General features: G+C 37.1%; 17 protein-coding genes. 8 read left to right on the forward strand and 9 right to left on the reverse strand.

Annotation, left to right across the window (positions count from 1 at the left end; translation table 11 throughout):
• Positions 1-20 precede the first annotated feature (20 nt).
• Complete coding sequence (locus P4L16_02150) at positions 21-1,082, reverse strand: hypothetical protein (GenBank protein ID MDR3623923.1); 1,062 nt, start codon at positions 1,080-1,082, stop codon at positions 21-23.
• Positions 1,083-1,357: 275 nt separating this feature from the next.
• Here P4L16_02150 and P4L16_02155 point away from each other — a divergent pair, with 275 nt between their 5' ends.
• The gene (locus P4L16_02155; protein ID MDR3623924.1) at positions 1,358-2,518 is read left to right on the forward strand and encodes a hypothetical protein; all 1,161 of its coding nucleotides are present in this window, start codon (positions 1,358-1,360) and stop codon (positions 2,516-2,518) included.
• Here the strand turns inward: P4L16_02155 and P4L16_02160 are convergent.
• Genes P4L16_02160 through P4L16_02170 form a run of 3 tightly spaced genes read right to left on the reverse strand, consistent with a single transcriptional unit; the run spans position 2,515 to position 6,654 of the window.
• Positions 2,515-3,435, reverse strand: coding sequence for a hypothetical protein (locus P4L16_02160; GenBank protein ID MDR3623925.1), 921 nt, complete (start codon positions 3,433-3,435; stop codon positions 2,515-2,517). The two genes, P4L16_02155 and P4L16_02160, sit on opposite strands and share 4 nt — an antisense overlap.
• Positions 3,432-3,857 (reverse strand): cyclic nucleotide-binding domain-containing protein, encoded by a 426-nt coding sequence (locus P4L16_02165; GenBank protein ID MDR3623926.1) that lies wholly within the window; start codon positions 3,855-3,857, stop codon positions 3,432-3,434. The genes P4L16_02160 and P4L16_02165 overlap by 4 nt, the downstream gene beginning before the upstream one ends.
• A 4-nt stretch (positions 3,858-3,861) precedes the next feature.
• Entirely contained in the window at positions 3,862-6,654 is a 2,793-nt protein-coding gene (locus P4L16_02170; GenBank protein MDR3623927.1) for a hypothetical protein, read from the reverse strand.
• An 86-nt stretch (positions 6,655-6,740) separates the two neighbouring features.
• Between P4L16_02170 and trxB the strand changes: the two genes are divergently transcribed.
• From trxB to P4L16_02200, 6 genes are all read left to right on the forward strand, one after another.
• Positions 6,741-7,688 (forward strand): thioredoxin-disulfide reductase, encoded by a 948-nt coding sequence (trxB, locus tag P4L16_02175; GenBank protein ID MDR3623928.1) that lies wholly within the window; start codon positions 6,741-6,743, stop codon positions 7,686-7,688.
• On the forward strand, positions 7,685-8,509 hold the full coding sequence (locus tag P4L16_02180) for a hypothetical protein (GenBank protein ID MDR3623929.1): 825 nt from the start codon (positions 7,685-7,687) through the stop codon (positions 8,507-8,509). Before trxB ends, P4L16_02180 begins: the two co-directional genes overlap by 4 nt.
• 295 nt (positions 8,510-8,804) lie before the next feature.
• A complete protein-coding gene (locus tag P4L16_02185; protein ID MDR3623930.1) occupies positions 8,805-9,254 on the forward strand; it encodes a hypothetical protein in 450 nt (149 codons plus the stop codon).
• Between the two features lie 172 nt (positions 9,255-9,426).
• On the forward strand, positions 9,427-10,461 hold the full coding sequence (locus P4L16_02190) for a hypothetical protein (GenBank protein MDR3623931.1): 1,035 nt from the start codon (positions 9,427-9,429) through the stop codon (positions 10,459-10,461).
• 3 nt (positions 10,462-10,464) lie between these two features.
• Positions 10,465-10,845, forward strand: a complete 381-nt coding sequence (acpS, locus tag P4L16_02195) for a holo-ACP synthase (GenBank protein MDR3623932.1) — start codon at positions 10,465-10,467, stop codon at positions 10,843-10,845.
• A gap of 13 nt (positions 10,846-10,858) precedes the next feature.
• Positions 10,859-11,359, forward strand: coding sequence for a hypothetical protein (locus P4L16_02200; GenBank protein ID MDR3623933.1), 501 nt, complete (start codon positions 10,859-10,861; stop codon positions 11,357-11,359).
• A gap of 1 nt (position 11,360) precedes the next feature.
• Here P4L16_02200 and P4L16_02205 read toward each other — a convergent pair whose 3' ends face one another.
• Positions 11,361-11,783 carry a 23S rRNA (pseudouridine(1915)-N(3))-methyltransferase RlmH gene (locus P4L16_02205; GenBank protein MDR3623934.1) on the reverse strand — a complete coding sequence of 141 codons (423 nt, stop codon included), beginning with the start codon at positions 11,781-11,783 and terminating at the stop codon, positions 11,361-11,363.
• Between the two features lie 41 nt (positions 11,784-11,824).
• Between P4L16_02205 and lgt the strand changes: the two genes are divergently transcribed.
• Positions 11,825-12,706, forward strand: coding sequence for a prolipoprotein diacylglyceryl transferase (lgt, locus tag P4L16_02210; protein ID MDR3623935.1), 882 nt, complete (start codon positions 11,825-11,827; stop codon positions 12,704-12,706).
• Here the strand turns inward: lgt and P4L16_02215 are convergent.
• The 4 genes from P4L16_02215 to P4L16_02230 are packed head-to-tail and all read right to left on the reverse strand — an operon-like array spanning position 12,689 to position 19,063.
• Entirely contained in the window at positions 12,689-15,529 is a 2,841-nt protein-coding gene (locus tag P4L16_02215) for a valine--tRNA ligase (GenBank protein ID MDR3623936.1), read from the reverse strand. The genes lgt and P4L16_02215 overlap by 18 nt on opposite strands.
• On the reverse strand, positions 15,510-18,308 hold the full coding sequence (gene pknD, locus P4L16_02220; GenBank protein MDR3623937.1) for a serine/threonine-protein kinase PknD: 2,799 nt from the start codon (positions 18,306-18,308) through the stop codon (positions 15,510-15,512). Before pknD ends, P4L16_02215 begins: the two co-directional genes overlap by 20 nt.
• Before the next feature lie 12 nt (positions 18,309-18,320).
• Positions 18,321-18,686, reverse strand: coding sequence for a hypothetical protein (locus P4L16_02225; protein MDR3623938.1), 366 nt, complete (start codon positions 18,684-18,686; stop codon positions 18,321-18,323).
• A complete protein-coding gene (locus tag P4L16_02230) occupies positions 18,683-19,063 on the reverse strand; it encodes a hypothetical protein (protein ID MDR3623939.1) in 381 nt (126 codons plus the stop codon). The genes P4L16_02225 and P4L16_02230 overlap by 4 nt, the downstream gene beginning before the upstream one ends.
• Between the last annotated feature and the right edge of the window lie 445 nt (positions 19,064-19,508).

Below are 19,508 nucleotides of genomic sequence, written 5' to 3' on the forward strand. Positions count from 1 at the left end.
AAATAAAAAGTATTAATATGTCAATTAATATCTTGAGCCTTCTCTTCTTCTTTTACGATGTAGCGATTAAATGACTCTTCATGCCAATGAAGATAGGAGCAAGGACTTCCAGGACCATTACCACCATATCTTGCATCTTCAGTCAATTCAGAAAAAGAATGAATTACTGTTTCCATGGGCAAAGTAAAGAAAAGAGCCATTGTATAGCGCTCTGTAGAACTTTTTGCTTTATGCACTCTATGCTCTGTTGCCTTTATGGCATCATTTGTGATCAGCTGTCCAAACTCTCCTACTTGAAATAACATAACATCCGGATCATCAGAAACAACTTTTTTAAAGCAATTCTCAGAAGTAGGTTTAACAAAAAGGCCTGCTTCTATCGGCTCTGAAACAGCTTCTCCGTCGATGAAATAGTAGGCGGGTAAAAGAGCTGTAAATATGCCATGATCAAAGTGAGCGCCGCACCAAAATGGATTGTCAGCTTCACTACTTATGTTTTTTCGATAGTAGAGCATACGTCCTATATCAGGGTTGCTGCCTAAAGAAACTCCTGTACTCTCCCCGATGAGGCCAATTTCTTCCATAACAGCAACTCCTATCTCGGACATCAGAGAGCCTAAATTTTCAAAAGGATTTTTTAAATCAACTTCTGAGGGCCATTTATTGAGAGGGCTATTAGGAACAAATGCATAGTAAGAGGTTTTCAAGTCATCAACAACCCATGTGCCGTCGGGGCGCTTAAATTTCTCTTTTCCTTTTTCATAACCAAGAAAGATCTCTCCAAGGTCAAAATTTGGAGCATAAGCTTCTTTAACGTTTTCTGGAAGGGCTGAAAAGGCTCTTGCACTTTCTATAAATTCAATAGCCTTTTCCTTATAACCAGGAACACCCTTGATTCCTACAATGCCTTTTTCAAACAAAGCATCTTTCAAAACACTAAGTGCATGAGGCTCTTTTTGAGTAAACTCTTCATAGGAAATGACATCTAAAGCGAGTATTTCGATTTTTTCAACAGCACTTCCCGTACAAGCTAATAGTGTACTTACAATGGATAAAATGATTGATTTTTTAAATTGCTTCATAAAACCCCCTTATTTTAAAGATAAAGTAAAGATAAAAGATGAAAAGAGGGTATTTAGTCAAAGCTTTTTTTCTAAAAAGCGATCGGTGGCTCCATGTTTCATTTCAAAAAACCAGCTTTAAATTTTAATGAACAAGAGCTTAATTTGTTTAATTTCTGATTTTTAGTTTAAAATTATTAAAATTCACTTTAATTATCGATATAATATTTTTCTGTTGTCAAAAAATAAGCGTATAAAGATTATGTTGCGCAATTTACATTTCAAAGGAAATTATTATGTCTTGCAAACTAACTTTAGAATCTATTAATTTACAACAGCAATCTGCTTTATTATATCAAAATTCATTTGAAAATAACAAAGGAACTAACTCTCGTTTTTCAGTATCAACTTCAGGAGAATTTATTAATGGTAAGGTAACAAAAGCATCTCAAGACATATTGTTAGTAGATGATAGTTCAGTATTAACTCCAACTAAAACTAATAACTACAGAGCATTTAGAAGGGGGGATTGTAGTAGTAAAGCATCTCAAATTTCACCTAAAGCCAATAGATATAGAGGACAGCTAGACTTAGATGAAGAAGAAATAGAGCTTCCATCATCTTCTTGTTCACCAGCAATTTATGGCCAACGACTAGTACTAGACACTCCTGAAACACCTGCAAAAAAACGTCCTAGTAGAAGACGATTTGAAGCTAGCTTAAGTCCAACGTCTATGGAAGTGGATACAGCTGTTTCAAAATTTCAAGAAATACATCAAAATGCAATTAAAGGTAATTTGTTTTACAATAATCAAGAGTTTGAATTAAGTAAAATTAGTGGTGGTCGTGGAAGTTATTGCCAAGTTTTTAAAATTAAAGATGAGAACGCTTCTGTTATTCAAATTTCAGAAAATACTATTCTTACAAGCTCTATTTTAATTAAAACTTATCATGAAGAAAATAAAAATTCTTCAACGAAAAAGTTAATGGATGCTGTATTAAATAATTATAAACAATGGATAGTTTTTGGTTTTCCTATAGCAACAATTTATAATGCAAGTACAGCAACTGAAGATGGTTTTTATATTATAGAAAATATACTTCATGCAATTAATCCACAAGAGTGGTCAAAGTATAATAGTATTGAAGAGTTTTCAGATGCGGATCAATCAGTTTTAAAACAAGTAAAAGCAATTTTTATTCTTATGGCAAGCCTCTTCTTACCAATGGATATTAAGCCAGATAACGTGCGTATGACAAAATCTGGGGTAGTTACTATTGTTGATATCTTAGAAAAAGATGTAAGCGAAATGAATGGAAGAAAGAGAGCTGGAAACTTTTTGGTAAATACTAATCAGGCACTTACCTTGTGGTCTTTTGGTAAAGAATTTATTCGTGATTATCTTATAGAAGGTATTGTAGGCAAGACATTAGAAGAAGCACGAAATTTAAGCTAGCTTATTTGAATGCAAATGATATGAATATCTTCATCGATATTACGCTTTCTGCTGAAGAATAAAAGTTCTTTTTCTAACATAGCTGTAGTAATATCTAGGCCATCTTTTGCAAAATGACGAAGCACTTTTCCAAACCAAGCATGAATAGAGACTTCACTGGAAAAGTGCTTTCCAAATCCTTGGTTATATAAAAAAACAAGGTCTTTAGATTTTAAATTAAACGTATCCTCAAATGCTTCTGCACGTGTGTTTTCAGCTGTATTCCAAACAAAGGGGATAGGCATTGCGTGGCATATATAGGAAAGCGTATGAGATGCATGATGAAAAGTGAGATTTAAAGAAGAGGCTTCTTTTGTTTTGATAAGCGCATAGATACCTTGAAAGCCTTTTTCTTTCGCTTCTTTAAGTGTAACGGATGTATTTAAAGCATCTGGTGAAATAGTTAAGGCAAGGCCTCGCAATTGCTCAGAAATTAAATCCAGTGACCTAAATGCCAAATAATCTTCTGAGTAGCTTTCAATAACTTTTTGAAGCATATAATGCTGTAGAAGAACGCTGCATTCATATTCACCATACATGCGCTCTTTCATAAGAGAGTTTTCTTGTAGCCTCGTAATTTGCTCTTTAAGGCATGCGCTCATTGTGTTGATTGTATTTGCAAGGTCTGTAACTTCTTTAGGACCTTTAACTTCAATAGCTTCATAATGACCAGCAGCCGAAAAGAGAGCCAAATTTTTTAATTTTTCAATGGGCTTTGCTATTTTTTTTGCGATATACAAAAGGATGAATATGAGTAAAACGATAGCTCCAATGATGATTTCTATTTGCCAGTGGTAGGCTAATAGAAAGGATAGCCCCAATGTAAAAAAGATCATAGTGGGAAGTAATAATAAGAGAAGCTTAGTACGCATTGTCATTGTCTTGGTCTAAATCCTATGTAAGATGTGTAGGCATGTAGAAGCGTTGTTGCAACAGAGGGGCACTCAGAGATGATTGTAAGCAGGTGTATTTTTGAAAGAGTAAGAAGCGTTGTATGCGTTAGAGAATGTGCGCTATAAGCCCTTGGCTTTTCATTAAACAACGATTCATCTCCAAAAAAATCGCCCTGATGTAGGTGAGCAAGAATGTGTTCATTTGTATCTTGAATTTGCACAGTTCCCTCAACAATTAAATACATTCTGTGAGCATCTTGTAGAAGAGGGAAGATAATCTCACCTTCTTTAAAGCGAGAAGTTCCCATCTTATCTGCTATGGTAAGTAGCAGGTCGAGGTCTAATTCTGCAAAGAGGTTTGTTGTCTTTAGGGCAAAGGCCTTATCTATTAATGTCCATGATTTCATTAGTTTAACTCTCTAAAAGTTCGTAAGCAAAGTGATGAAAGAGCTCATCTTTTGTTTCCATGCGCTTCTGCAAAGATTCTCTCCACCCACTTAAATTGAGTTTTGCTTTAAGTGTTAGCGCAATGATCTGTTTTGCACAAGAGGGTGCATTCTCAAGGAGATCTAGTAACTCTTCAAGAGATACAAGTTTAATGCGCTTTTTATAAAATTTGAGCTTTTCTGTTAAGGGTCTTTCATCAATTAAGGGTTTTAGAAGATGAAAAATGCGTGATTCACAAGTTTTTTCTAACATTTCAATAGCATTGCCACGTATTTTTTGATTGTTGCTACGAAGAGCATGGCTTAAGAGTTCACTGTTCTCTATAGATCCTGCAACGCTCAGTAGTTGAATGATAAAATCAATTGCAGACTCATAGCCAGTAAAAAGAGCCTTTTGCAGTAAATTACGATCGTATGCACTGAGGGATTCATGAGAGGGAGGTAAGTAGCTATGATAGAAGTAAAAATAGGCTCTTTCTATTTCACTATTTATGATAGAAAACAAATTGACCCGTAGTTGTAATAGAGAAAGTCTTCCAAGAATGCGCCCTGAAAGGATTCGACACTGGTTGGGAATATCTTTGCTTTTAGTGAGAAAGAGAAGCGTAGGAATAGCTCTTAGTCCCATTTGGACAATGATTGCCTCAACTTCACGTTTTTCTACTGGTCTATAGTGCTCACTTGAAAGCATGATGTCAGGAATGATGGTAGAATCGATAATTTTTCCAAGAGATCTTAAACAAGCAATTCTATATTCACTATTGGAAGAGTTTTTTAACATGTTGAGTAAAGTAGTTGTAAACTTGCGACTATTTGTATCGATGATAGCATCGATTGCTATAGCTGCGTGTGTTGCAATTTTTATTGAAGGGTGTTTTAAAAAGGGGATAAGAAGTTCTACATTGCGCGCAGTTTTGTCGAAGCTTAAAATTTGTAATCCTATACAAACTTCTTCTGTTTTAGGTGAGTTTAATAATTCTTCCAAGGACTGATTTGCAAGATGTTGGTTTGTAAGGCTTGTTTGTACGTGAGTTGTGTGTGTTTTTAGTGTTAAAATAGCAGAAGCTCTAAGAATTAAGTCTTGGCTTGTAAGTTCTTGTTTTACCTTTTCTGGGTGGAGCAGACCAAATTTTGCAAAATAGAATTGAAGTGCACTTTTTAGGCTAGTAGCTGGCATTTTATGCACCCAGGTATTGAATCGATCTAGCACTTGCGGATCTGTCACAAAGATACTTTTGGTAAAAAGCTCGATGACTTTAATTTTTCCTTTCATGCTCATCAGATTCATTTGAGTTAGCAGATAAGATAAGATTTTTCGATCTTTAAATTGTAAAAGCATTTCAAAAGCAAGGAGTTGCATGGGCTCTTTTAAATTTTTTAGCATGCCAATGAGGTGAAATTTTGCAACTTGACGCTCTTTTTTGCTAAGCCGTAAAAGCCATTCTTTAGCCTTTCTCTCAAAATGCAGAGCGTTATGAAGTAAGTTATGCAAGATAGCCCTTCGATATTCATCTTTGATGAGAAGAACAAAAATAAGACTTGCAAGCGTTAAAATAAGGCCAAGCTCTTTGCTGGATATATCTGAAAAAATGAAAATTAAGGCTGATACAAGCATGCCAAGTGGCTCAAAGAAGGAGTCAATGGCAACTCTTGCTTTATTTTTTAGTCTTGAGGGTACGGTGTTGAGAAGCAAGTTAGAATTGTTTTCGTCAATCGTGTATGAAATGCCCTCAACAACAATAAGGCCAAGGATGGCAACAAAAAGTGCTTCAGTAAAACCCCAAAAGATAAATGTGATTAAGAAAAAGGTAGGTGATATTCCCACAATATTGTTGACGCCAAAGCGGCTAACAACGCGGCTATAGAAGAAAAGTCCAAAGAACATATTGCCAAGGGCAATCCAAGCAGTGCACTCTCCAAGAAAAATGGTAAGGCGGTTTTCCAATAAAACAGCATCTGTTCTTGGTGTATCGAAAAATGCATCAAAACTTTGCATGTAGGTATATTCAGTAATTACATTGATCAATTGAATGATAAAGTAGGTCCCCATGAGTATCAGGGTATATTTTGATTTCAAAAATCCTTTTAAAATTGACTTGAGGGACTGTTTTTCAGGAGTTGATGTGCTTTCTATGGTATCGTCAAAGAAGAGCTTTGTTCGTCTTTTAATTAGAAATATTCCCATGACTGTGGTTATAAAGAGAGCGATAATGGTGATACTAATGCCCTTTATTCCAATTGTATTTAGGCTTATTGAGAGAAAAGTGCTACCACAGGCATTTCCAAAGAAGATAGAGGAATTAAAAAGGGAGTAGAGTCTTTTGGCGTTTTGTAGGTTAAAATATTGATCTAAAAAGAACCAGAAGCAAGTCGTTAATATAACAGCTAAAATATTACAGAAAATTTTGAAGGCAAACCAATATATCTTAGCGCCTTCTAGGTCAGCTAGGGGCTCATAGAAGATAATAAAGAGATAACCAATGGCAGCAAATAGAAGGGCTGCAAAATAGGTTCGCTCTGCGTTAAAATGGTTGAATGCATAGAGAAATAGAAAAGATATCCCAAAGAGACTTAGAGCCGTAAAAAGATAGGCCATTGGCAATTCTTTTGCACCTATATGTTCTAAAAACATCCCGTCTGATAGGGTAACCCCGCAATAGGAAGCAAAGGACCAAATAAATGCAAGGAGGATGAAAAGAACACTGCTTTTTCCCTCACCTGGGTAGAGGTTGAATAATTTACAAACTATTTTTCCCATGTACACATCTTAATTTTATCGAGCAAAAAGCCAAAGAAATGATAACGTATAAAAGTTTAAAATTCACTTGAAAATTTAGGGTTGCTATGGAACATAAAAATTTAATTATCATAGGGTCTGGCCCTGCAAGCTTTACAGCTGCTATTTATGCTGCAAGAGCCAATCTTGCACCCGTTGTATTTGAAGGTTTCTTTTCTGGCCCTGCAGGTGGACAGTTGATGACGACCACAGAAGTTGAAAACTATCCTGGATTTCCAGAGGGGATTTCAGGCCCTGATTTAATGGATAAATTTAAAGCTCAGGCTGTTCGTTTTGGAACGCTTGTTCTTACAGAAGATGTTATTTCTGTAGATTTTTCTAAAAAGCCATTTCAAATTAATGGTAAAGAGAATGTATTTACTGCAGATGCAGTGATTGTAGCGACAGGAGCTACAGCTCAGCGCTTAACAATTCCTGGGGCTAATGATGGAGAATTTTGGCAAAAGGGAGTTACAGCTTGCGCGGTCTGTGATGGAGCTGCTCCCATATTTAGGAATAAAGACCTTTATGTAATAGGTGGGGGGGATACTGCCGTAGAAGAGGCAATATTCTTAACAAAATATGGCTCAAAAGTCTATATAGTTCATAGAAGAGATGAGCTTCGAGCATCAAAAATTATGGCAAAGAGGGCTTTGTCACATCCTAAGATAGAAGTTCTTTGGAATAGTGTCGTAACAAAAATATCGGGCGATAATGTTGTCAAGGAGGTCGTCATACAAAATGTTGCTACAAAAGAAGAGGTAACTAGAAGTGCGGGCGGCGTCTTTTTTGCAATTGGGCATATTCCTAACACGGCATTTTTAAATGGACAAGTAGAGTGTCACCCAAATGGGTATCTTAAAGTGGTGCCTGGATCATGTAAAACAAATATTCCTGGTATTTTTGCTGCAGGGGATGTTCAGGACCATATATACCGCCAGGCTGTAACAGCAGCGGGTAGTGGCTGCATGGCAGCTCTTGAAGCAGAGCATTATTTATCTAGTCAAGAGTTGTGAAATTGCGTTTGTATTTTTACTTTCTTATTTTTCTTGTGTGTAATTCTCTTAGTTGTACAGAGCTTGCTCCTTGGTTTAGTGAAGTTTATGAGTTTGAGCCAAAGCTCATCTCTGAATATGCACATTATAGTAAGGTGAATTGTGCATCTGGAGATGTTTTTTACTCAGATCACGATTATTATTTTGATTTAAGTTTTGCTCTTACCGCTAATGAGCGCTGGAGCTTAGAAATAGAGGGGCAAACAGCCAAAACAAGGGCAAGAGCTTTTGGTATTGATTGTGCTCGCCTGACAGGGCGTTATTTATGGTTGGATGATGTAGGGGGCGATAGCTTTGTAAGCCTTGCAACAGGCCTTACATTTTCTACACCGCTCAAGCAGTCACTGCACGACATTAGTGTGTTTCATCACTGGTACTTGGATACAGAGTTGCATGTTGCAATAGGTAAGGAGCTCTCTTGTGGGGGGCCTTTCTGGTTAGATAGAGCATGGGTATTGCTAGGTCTTGGTTCTGGTACTAAAGGATCTTCTTGGTTGCACGGTATGTTAACGTTAGAAAAAAATTTATGTGATGTACATTTTTTACGTTTGGGTGGCGACTACTTAAGAGGATTCGGTACAGAAAACATTGTAAGTCCTTTTGCCTTTCAAGGCTATGCATCCGTTGCCCATGGCTCCTTTGATTTGAGTTATGGATATAGCTATAAGATTGCTTGGCTTGGAACGATGAGTCTTGATGTTGCAATGCGTCTGTATGCAAAAAATTGTCCTAGCAATGTACGTGCATTGATACTTTCTCTACTTATTCCTTTTTCTTTGTAAATAATTCTTTAAGTTGATGAATATAGATAAAATTAATAGCTTTTAAGTTTTGTGCTAAAACACCCCCCGTAAAATAGCAAATTTGTTATAGCTAAAGAAATCTGAGAAACAAACGCCTTTTGGTATTCGCATTTCACAACATCCGCTCTCATTTTTTGAGCAAGTTTTATCAGTACCTCTTTATTTAATTAGTCAATTGCCACGCCTTGTCACAGATCTTCGTTCGCGATGTCGTTAAAAAGAGTTGCCAGAAAATCTTTGAAATAGATAATCCTAAAATTAAAAAGGGACTTTTATGGTAAATCCTGTGGAAGGCATTGATAATGAATATAATAAAGCATTGGATCAGGGACTTGGTAATGCTTATTCTTCAAATTCATCTAATGCAGAAGCTAATACTCAGAAGTTTATAGCTAATTTGGTGGATACTAATAGGGTTATCAAAGATATTTTGCCCCAGCTTCAAGCAGTTCAAGTACCGCAAGGAGCGGACGCAAGCGTACCTAATAAGCTAATTGAAAAATGTAAAGAATTATCTGATAAAGTAGACAATATGGTTCAGCTATCTTCAGATAATCCCATTACAAATAACGATATGAATACTCTTGCGGATAGCATGAATAATATCATGCAATTAATGCAAGATTCAGCTCACGAATATTTAAAAAACAATCCTAAGCCCGATACAGAGCAAGCTCAAATTGCAAATAAGCTTTTAGAATCAGCAAAAGCTTTATTAAGCTGAGTTTTGGCTCAACGTTAAATATTGATTCATATTTTTAACAAATCGACAAAAAAGAAAGAAGTGTTTAGGATATGACATCTTCTTAACTTGAATTATTAATTGGATTCAAAATATTATGAGCGCATCTATTTCGTTTACACGCATTTTTTGTATAATATTGGGTGTATTTTTTATGACAACTTACATGGTTGCAACGGCTCCAGAAGTTGATAGATACACGATCTTGTACGGTATATCTGCAGGTCTTGTCATAGGAGGGGTTTTAATAGCTTTAGATCTCTTTTTTAAGAGATATAACTTGCGCAATCTTAACGCAGTAATTTTAGGTCTCTTTCTTGGGTACTTAATGGGAGTTGCTGCGGTACTCTTTTTTAACGCAGTTATTTCTTTTGTAGCTATCGATAGCTTTTCTGTGAAATTACAAGTTATAAGGATTTTTCTATATCTTTTTGCTGCTTACTTTGGGGTTGTATTTACACTGCGCTCATCGCAAGAGATTTATATAAGCATCCCTTTTGTTAAGTTGGATCCTGTCAATTCCAAGAAAAAGGATCTTCTTCTTGATATGTCTGTTCTTTGTGATACACGCATTGTAGATCTTTGTTCTTCTGGGATTTTGGACCATAGCCTCATAGTTCCAAGCTTTATTGTGAAAGAGCTCTATATGCAAGTTGAGTCTGGTGATGAGATGGTAAAAAATCGGGCAAGAAAGGGACTTGATGCTTTAAAAAAGCTAGAACATCTTTCAGAGCTTGCTCTTCGCAAGAATGAGACCGATTTTGTTGATGTAAAGGATATTCATGCAAAGCTTGCAAGGCTTGCAAGGCTTGTAGATGCAAATATTTTAACCGCTGATATTAATCGTGTTCAAGTAGCTGCTATGGATGGTGTAAAAATTGTTAATATCCACATGCTTTCTAACTTTTTAAAGCCTGTAACGCAAACAGGCGAATTAATTAAAGTAAAAGTTCAAAGGTTTGGTAAAGAGTCTAGGCAAGGCGTTGGTTATTTGGAAGACGGAACGATGGTTGTGATTAATGGTGGTGGTGACCATATTGCTGAAACGATCATTGTACGTGTACTATCGGTAAAACATACTTCATCTGGAAGAATGGTCTTTTGTAATACTTTAGAGGAAGATTCTAGTCCTAGAGATGAGAATTTATCTATTCAAGAGGTCGATAGTGTAAGTTATGCCCATTTATAAAAAATGCAAAATTTAAATAATGCAAGTCTGGGAACAGATATTATTGAAGTAGAGAGAATTCGCAAAATTTATGTGCGGTTTGGATCTAAGTTTTTAAAGCGTGTGTATACGCCTTTAGAGCAAGAGTATTGCCTAAATTTCCACCAGCCTGCTGAGCGTCTTGCAGGAAGGTTTGCTGCAAAAGAAGCTGTTGCAAAAGCAATTGGTAGAGGCTTTCAAGACAAAATTTCTTTTCAAGATATTGAAATTCTTAATGATTCTTTTGGAAAACCTCATGTTAATTTATCTGTGAGATTAGAAAAAGAGCTTGGTAATTTTAATTTATTAGTGTCTTTAAGTCATTGCAAAGAGTATGCTACAGCAACAGCAATATTTTTAAGTTAAGAGGGATTGAGGTATGTTAAAATTTAAGCATTCTACACTAATTGTAGTTGCAGGCCTTATTTGGATGGCAGTTGGTGTCTATCTTTTGAATATGGGGTTGCGCCTAATTTCTGAAAAAGCATTGCAGCATATGGCCGAAGTTCATCCGACCTCTCTTTTAAGTTATCTAGCAGCATTTGCTGGCGGCATTCAAGAGGCATCTGTTGTACTTATTGCTCTTGCTATGCTTATTGGGTACTTTAAAGGTCGTTATGTGCTTGCAAAAACAGTGCATCGCATGGTTGCACGTATTCGAGAAATGCCATCTCCTGTTGCACTGCACAGAATATACGGAGCTAGATTTTATGTTTTGATTGCTATCATGATGGGGCTTGGCATGTTGATTCGTTTTTTTGACACGCCTGCAGACATTCGAGGAGCAGTTGATGTTATCATAGGATCAGCTCTTGTAAATGGCGCCTTGCTCTATTTTAGACAAGCAGCAGAACAGCCTAAAAAACAGGCTGTTAGATAACTTATTTGTGATAAGCTGATCCTTTTGCTATTTCTGTTGCGCGGTAGATCTGTTCGATGAGCACAAGTCTTGTTAATTGATGGGTAAAAGTGAGCGTTGATAGGCTTATGAGAGTGTGCTTTTCTTTAAAAGCTTGTGGTAGCCCCAAAGAGCTGCCAATTACAAAGCTTAAACGAGAGCCACCAAGTTCTAGTTTCTGAAATAGAAAGTGGCTAAAATCTTCGCTTGTATAGAGCGTGCCGTTTGGATCTAGAGCAATAATTAAGGGCTCTTTTTCTGCTAAAAGAAGAAGCGCATTATCATCTTTTGCCCAGACAAACTCAAAGGCAATAGAACTTTTTAGACGCTTACAATATTCTTGAATAGCCTCTTCGAGCCATCGTTCTTTTGTTTTTCCAACGGATAATATTTTTACTTTTATCATCTGCTTTGCTACTTTGTTTTCAATTAACCTAAAGTTTCATCATGGTAGCAGCTTTTCTCTTTCTTTTCTTCTATTGGGATCCTCCAAGAAGTGCTTTTGTGCTTCCATGGATCCATCATCCCGTAGCTTGGTATGGCATATTATTTGCTTGTGGATTTTTTCTTGCCTATCTTCTTGTTAAGAAAATATTTGCAATAAGGCTAAGGCCCTATGTGGAGGACTCTGTAAAGGTTGCAGCAAAACTTACAGACACACTCACTTGGTATAGTGTTATTGGAACAGTTGTAGGTGCAAGGCTTGCTGAAGTCTTTTTTTATGAGTGGCCCTACTATAGTGCACATCCTTGGGATATATTTAAAATATGGGAAGGCGGACTTGCAAGTCATGGGGGTGTTTTAGGAGTTATTGTAGCTATGCTTTATTTTAGATGGCACATTAGAAAAACTTATCCAAGCCTAACATTGATTACCATTTTAGATACAGCCGTGATTCCAGGTGCATTGGTAGGCTCGTTTATTCGCTTTGGCAATTTTATAAACCAAGAGATTTTGGGCGTTGAGTCAAAAGTTCCTTGGGCAGTTCTCTTTGGTCATCCTGCAGAACGTGTTCCTTTTGTTCCTCGTCATCCAGTACAGCTTTATGAGGCCTGTTTTTATTTCTGTTTATTTATATTTCTTGCAACGCTTTGGTTTTTAAAAAAGGAAAAGTTAAAAGAGGGGGTCTGTTCGGGGTTATTTTTTATTTTATTATTTTCATTTCGATTTTGTATTGAATGGCTAAAATTGCCGCAAAGCGCGGTGCTTGATGAGTCATTTTTGAATGCGGGTCAATATTTAAGTATTCCCTTTATCCTATTTGGTATTTTTCTGCTCTTTAGGCAAGTCAAAAGTTATACACAAACAAGTTCAAAAATCAATTCTTGAACTTAGATTACGTTGAATTTCTAGAAGGGCCTCTTCTGCCTGTTGTTCTTGTTGTTTGAGCTTTTCAATATAAGGAGCAGGTGCTTTTGCAAGAAAGTCTTGGTTACTTAATTGCTCTTTTATTTTCTGTAAAGTAAGTTGTAGTTTCTCTTGCTCTTTATTGAGGCGCAGTTTTTCTTGTTCCTGGAGTTCTTGTGGTAAAGGAATTAGAATTTTAAAGTCCTTTACGAATGCAGAGCCTGCAAGGTCAAGAACAGGCTCTGTTTCAGAAAAGATAAGTTCTGTTGTTGGTATAAGAGAAGAAATAATGGAACCATTTTCTTTGAAAGAAGAGGTCAAGGATTCTTTTCCAACGATATAAATTTTTGTAGCCAGATTTGGTGCAAGCTTCATCTCACCACGAATGTTTCTAATGGCGTAGACAATTTCTTCGATGTTTGAAAATAGTGTGTTAATTACAGGAGAGATATCTTCCTCGTCAATTACCTGAGGATAGGGGGCGACAATGCATGCAGGAGCTTGCAGGGCAAGTAGAGCTTCATTAGCATAGATGCAAGGGGATGAGGAATGCATGCTACCCATTCTTTCTTTTATCTTTTGGAAAAGTTCTTCAGTGATGAAGGGAGCCATAGGGTGAAGAAGGCGTAGGGCTGCAAGAAGTACTATGACAAGTATTTTTTGTTTATTTTCTAGCTCTTTTTCATTTCCTTGTTTGCCAAAGAGAGTAGGTTTTGCAATCTCTACATAATAAGCGCAAAATTGCTTCCAGAAGAAGTCATAGGCTACAGTTGCTGATTTATCAAAAGCATAGTTGGAAAGATGTGTATTCACATCTTTAATGACTTGGTTGAGGGCTGAGAGGATCCATTTATCTTCTAGAGAGAATAGGGCAGGATCTAGGCCTTTGGCAAAATCATTTGAGTCAAGTGGCTTTTTACCCTCTAAGTTCATAAAAACAAAGCGAGAGCCATTCCATATTTTATTTGCAAAGTTTTTAAACTCTTCAAAGCGTCTTCGATCAAGGTCAATTTGGCGCGCTTGTGTAGCGCTTGCAGTAAGCGCCATACGTACTGCATCAGTGCCATAAGTGTCGATCATCTCTATTGGGTCGATGACATTTCCTTTGGATTTGGACATTTTTTCCCATTTGAAATGTACATCTGATGGGACTTGCTTACCAGTTTCATAAGATGTGCGCTCTTCTTCTAAAACGTAGCGAATGCCCCCACCTTCTTGGTTTCTCCAATATGATTTTCCATAGATAAGCCCGTGCAAAAAGGTTTCTGGAAAAGGATATTCTCCAAGAGCAAATTCTCCCATGAGGAGCATTCTTGCTACCCAGAAAAAGAGAATATCATGCCCTGTTACAAGAACAGAGTTGGGATAGTATTTCTTAAGATCAGCAGAATCATCTGGCCAATCGAGCGTTGAAAAAGGCCATAGGGCGGAAGAAAACCATGTATCTAGTACATCGTCATCCTGCTGCCAGTCATTAGGTGCATTTATGACTTCATCTGGAGTGCCAATGCCATCATAGCAGATCATCTTAGTATCATCAGATTTATTGTACCATATGGGAATGCGATGTCCCCACCAAAGTTGTCTGCTGATACACCAGTCTCTTAGGTTGTCAATCCAGTGAAAGTAAGTATTTTCCCAGTGTTTGGGGATGAGTTTAACGCTTCCAGAAGAGACACAGCTGCGTAATTTGTCTTTAAAATAGCTCATTTTAATGAACCATTGTTTAGAGAGATAGGGCTGGATGATAGCCTTGGAGCGGTAAGAGACACCTACTCTATTAGTATAAGGAACAATTTTTTCAATAAATCCTTTTTCCTGAAGTGCTTTTACAACAGAGGACCTTGCATTTTCAATAGAGAGTCCTGCAAAGGAGGCCCCATTTTCATTAATTTTACCATCAGGAGTTAGAATATTGAGCATGGGAAGATTATGCGTAAGGCCCATTTGATAGTCATTTGGGTCATGTGCAGGTGTTATTTTGACAGCACCCGTACCAAAAGAGGCATCGATTCTATGATCTGCAATGATGGGGATTTGCTTGTTAACTAAAGGTAGAATAATTTGTTTTCCAACTAGGTGAGAATAGCGCTCATCATTTGGAGAGACTGCAACTGCTGTGTCACCGAGCATGGTCTCTGGTCTTGTTGTTGCGATGCTAATAGATCCAGAACCATCTGCAAGTGGATATTTTATATACCAAAGGAAAGTATTTTGTTCTTCATATTCAACTTCATCATCTGCAAGAGCCGTTTGAGTGAGTGGATCCCAATTGACAAGATAATCGCCTCGGTAGATAAGCCCTTTGTCAAATAGCTTTTTAAACATGACTCGAACGGCTTTATTATTCCCCTCATCCATGGTAAAACGTTGTCTTTTCCAATCACAAGAGGAACCAAGGCGTTTAAGTTGATTCAAGATGAGCGCTTCATTATCCTCTTTCCATTTCCATACATGATTTAGAAAGTCTTCTCGAGTGTAATCTTTGCGCCTTTTTCCCTCTTTTGCTATTAGGTTGCGCTCAACTATAGTCTGTGTTGAGATACCTGCATGGTCGGTGCCAGGAATCCATAATGCATCATACCCACACATTCGTTTCCAGCGGATAAGAATATCTTGAAGCGTGTTGACAAGGGCATGCCCCATGTGAAGAACGCCAGTTACATTAGGAGGTGGCATAACAATACAGTAGGGTTCTTTAAAGGAGTAAGGATTGCAAGAAAAGAACTCTCTATCTTGCCAAAATTTGTACCACTTTGAATCTATAGTTTTTGGATCATAGGCTTTAGGAAGAGAGTCTGACATAATTCATTGCTAACTTGTGATAATGCTTTGCTTCTTGAGTTTTTTCCTGGCAATGATAAAACAAAGAGAGCTGCTTGTAAAGCTCTCTTTTTTCGAAGAAAAAGCTTTGTGCGAGCCAGGCATTTGGATCGATGCCCCTGCCAAAAAGAAAGTGGGTTGCAAGCGCGCAGGTTTTTGGAAAAGGTGTATCATCTATGCCTGAAAAGTGAGCTTCTGCAAGACTGCCCCCTTCTGTTGCCAAAAGCCAGCATCCGTAAAGGAAGTGAAGGATATTATTTTCTTGACTAAGTATGTTTAAAGGATATTTTTGAAGGATAAGTTCAGCATCAGACCATCTTCTTTGTAAGAGATATGCCCATATTAAGTAAGCATCAGCAAAACACATGTCTTGTGATTTTGCAAAATGCTTATAATAATGAATGACAAGATCTTCTCTTTCATTAAATAGAGCATAATTGAAAAGAAATATAAGAGCTCTTATATGGTCTAAATCAAGGGGGTGTATTACGAGAGATAAAACATCTTGAAAAGATTTTTCCAGAGTATCTTTAGAAAGAAATGAGAGCTTACGATGTAATGTAAAAGAAGCAGGAGCAATTTCTGGTACCCTTTCGAGGATCTCTTCAAAAGAGCCTAGTTCTAAAAGGCAAAAGAGGGCATTTTTCATCAAAATGAGATGTAAGGGATTTTCAATGACAAGGCTATCAAAAATTTCGGCAATTGCGCCAGGTTTTGCAAGCCAGAAGGCAAGTTGTATTGCAAAATGTTTGTATTTAAGTGCATCGATAACATTATTTTTTGGAAATTCTTCAACAAATAAGAGGTGTTCTAGACTATGGTAGACATGATCGATCAAAGATTTTGTCTCATGATTGCGATGTGTGCTAGGTAAAATTTTTAAGATAAGCAGGGTAAAATTATAAGTAAGAGACCTTTCTTGTTTATAGCGGTTATGTAGGCGAAAAAGAATCTGTTCTTCAAGAAGAGGAAGAAGAGGATGCTTAGGGTAGCGCCTAAATGCCAGTTCAAAGCATTTAACTTCTTCTTCATGTTCTTGCATTGTCTCATAAACAAGCGCCTTTCCAAGGTATTCAAGAGGTGCACTTGGTGTGTTTCTTAATTTTTCAAACTCTAAAAGAGATAAGTTGAATAAATGATTTTTTTTGGAAGAACTTTTAGTATCAAGAGCTTCTTCTAAAAGGGTAACACCTGCTCGAAATAGACCCTCTCTACCTTCAGATCTTCCCTGAAAGGATATGCCAATGCGTCTATACTCAGTAAGGGCTTTTGCATAATCTTTGTTTGCTAAAAAGGCATCTGGAACGGCCAAACAACTGACTTGTACGTTTAGGCTTCCAACATAAACTTGTAATTCTTGTAGTTCAAAATAGGTATCTTTAAAACTTAGGCCTACATGTGTGCCAGCAAGTGGTAGATAACTAATATAGGTAAACATGAGAGTATCATTTAAATAGAAAAGGATGTGGCGATCCATTTTTCTTATATCAAGAGAAAGTAATTCTTTCTCTGGTAAGATAATATCTGGAAGTTGCATGATTTCTACAGTAGAGTGAAAAAGTTTAGTAGGCTCATTTTTATTAGCACTCAGCCAAAGACAGTACCCATCTGTTGGGTGAATTCGCTCAGATGCCTCTGGAACACTCAGCAAAAATCCAATACCCTTACTTTGAGCAGAGATTTGAACTTTAGCTTTGATTTGTGTATTTCCAGAAAATGCCTCTTTTGCAATCATGATAGTAACCCAGTCAGCTCGTGTGGTACTTTTAGAAATAACAATAGGTTCTGGTATGAGTACATGCTCTTGAAATTCCCAATCATTTTTTTTGTGAATATCTAGTTTGGACATAAAAAACCATTCAGAGTGACCTTCTAAGTAATTTTCAAGGTCATTGATGAGGGTGTCGACAGATGGATAGCGTTTTTTTAGATCTGGTTCAAGACAGATTTTTACGATGCGAGAAAGCTCTGGGGGAACGCCTCTATAGGGGGCCATTTTTGCAGGGTCAATGAGCTTTTCAAGATGTAGGTTTTCTCGAAACTCTTTGATAGTCTTTCTTCTAAAGGGCAAGTTGAGTGTAAGGATCTGATAAAAAATAACCCCAAGAGCATAGATGTCGGAGGAGACAGAGGATGCATGTCCAAAAATTCTCTCTGGAGCCATATAAGTAAGTGTTCCTAAAAGCTTTCCTGGGCGTGTTAGATTTTCTGTTTGTTGAGTATCTATATCCATTTCTATAGTTTCATCATGAGATGTATCGTTTATCGATTTTACAAGTCCCCAGTCTAAAATGTATACTTGACCATATTTTCCAACAATGATGTTTTCTGGCTTTAAATCCCTATGTAAAAAGCCTTTAGAATGAGAGTAGGCAATAGCTTGGCATACATTCATGAATATACGCAGAAAAGAGGGGATAGATCCCTCTTGAGAATTAGTTTCTTTTTTCGCATCTTTTATGCACTCTTTTAATGTTGAGCCAATTAAATAGGGCATAATGTAGTAAAGAAAGTCTTTCTCTTCATGGATAGAGTAGATAGGTACAATGGATGGGTGCGCTAGTGCACTTGTAATGGTAGCTTCTTTAAGAAAGCGGTTTTTGATGATCTCTTTATCACGCAAATCTGTGCGGATGCGTTTGAGCGCAACTTGCCTTTTGCACATGGGGTCGTAGGCAAGAAAAACTTCTCCCATTCCACCTTTTCCAATGCTTTGGACAATGGAAAAAGGTCCAATATGTGAAGGTAAAGCTTCGTTCATTATTTTTTGATTTTATTTTTTGTGAGAGTCTTGCTCTTCTTCGATTTCCGTTTGAACTTCTTCTTCTTCTTCCACTTCATCCTCAGTTGTAAAGAGTGAGGTTCTAAACAAAATGTAGATTCCAGCTATAACAAAAAGTACGGGTAGCCAGGAGAGTTGCCACTGCAGAGTAACAAAGATACCTGCAAAGATGGCAAAAGAGACAATGGCATCATAGAATTTTTTTAGAAGAAGTTGTCGTACAACAATGGCTGTTCCAATAGGGATAATAATACCTGGCCACCAGTTATCGAAATAGGCAATAACGGCCAAGACAAGAAAGAAAATACCAGCAGAGATACTGGTTGCTTTTTGTAGGGATATAAACGGTTTTGTCATAGTTTTGGTTCACCTTCAGTTTCAGAAGGCTCAATATGCACATCTGTTGTTTTTACAACAAGCTTATCATGAAAAGAAATGAATTGTCGCAGTATATAGTAAATGGCTCCTATCATCAAAAAAGTTGGTAAAAAGACTCTGGAGAAGAATTGTAGAAATGAAGAGAGAAAAGCTGCCCCAAAAATGACGAGAGCAACAAGTACGTCAATGTGGTAGCCTAAAGCAAGTTGTCTTACAATGACTGCAATTCCTGTTGCAATGCAAAGAGCAGGAAGCCAGTCGTATACTCCCATGTAAGCAAAAATACCAACACCAAATAGAAAAATAAGACCTGCAATAATATTATAGGGCTTTTCAGAACGAGGGCTTTTATTCATGCACACCTAATTTTAGGTTCCAACTCTCTTATCCATATCAATTTTTTTATATTAACGCAAGCAATTCCTGAGTCACGTCAGCAATTAGGAGTGGCGATGGATTTATAAGTGTTTTCTCGTCTAGTAGGCCAAATGAAGCGGAAACTAGAGATTAAAGTCACAAAAATCAACGTTATTTCAAAATTGCAAATCCTCTGCATTGCAAATCATTAAATAACTGCCCCATTCCGAGTGCGCCTTTAGGCTATTTGGGGGACTTATGATAAACGCAGAGACGCAGCGACGCAATGACGCAGAGAAGGTTGAGAATTTATTGTCGGAGTTAATCATTGATGCAGCTATTGAAGTCCACCGAACATTAGGTGGACCTGGTCTCCTCGAAAGTCTGTATGAAGATGCTTTGTACCATGAATTAAAGCTTCGTAATATACCAGTACAATCACAA

This window comes from Chlamydiales bacterium (assembly GCA_031292375.1).
Classification (GTDB): Bacteria; Chlamydiota; Chlamydiia; order Chlamydiales; family VFKH01; genus JARLHF01.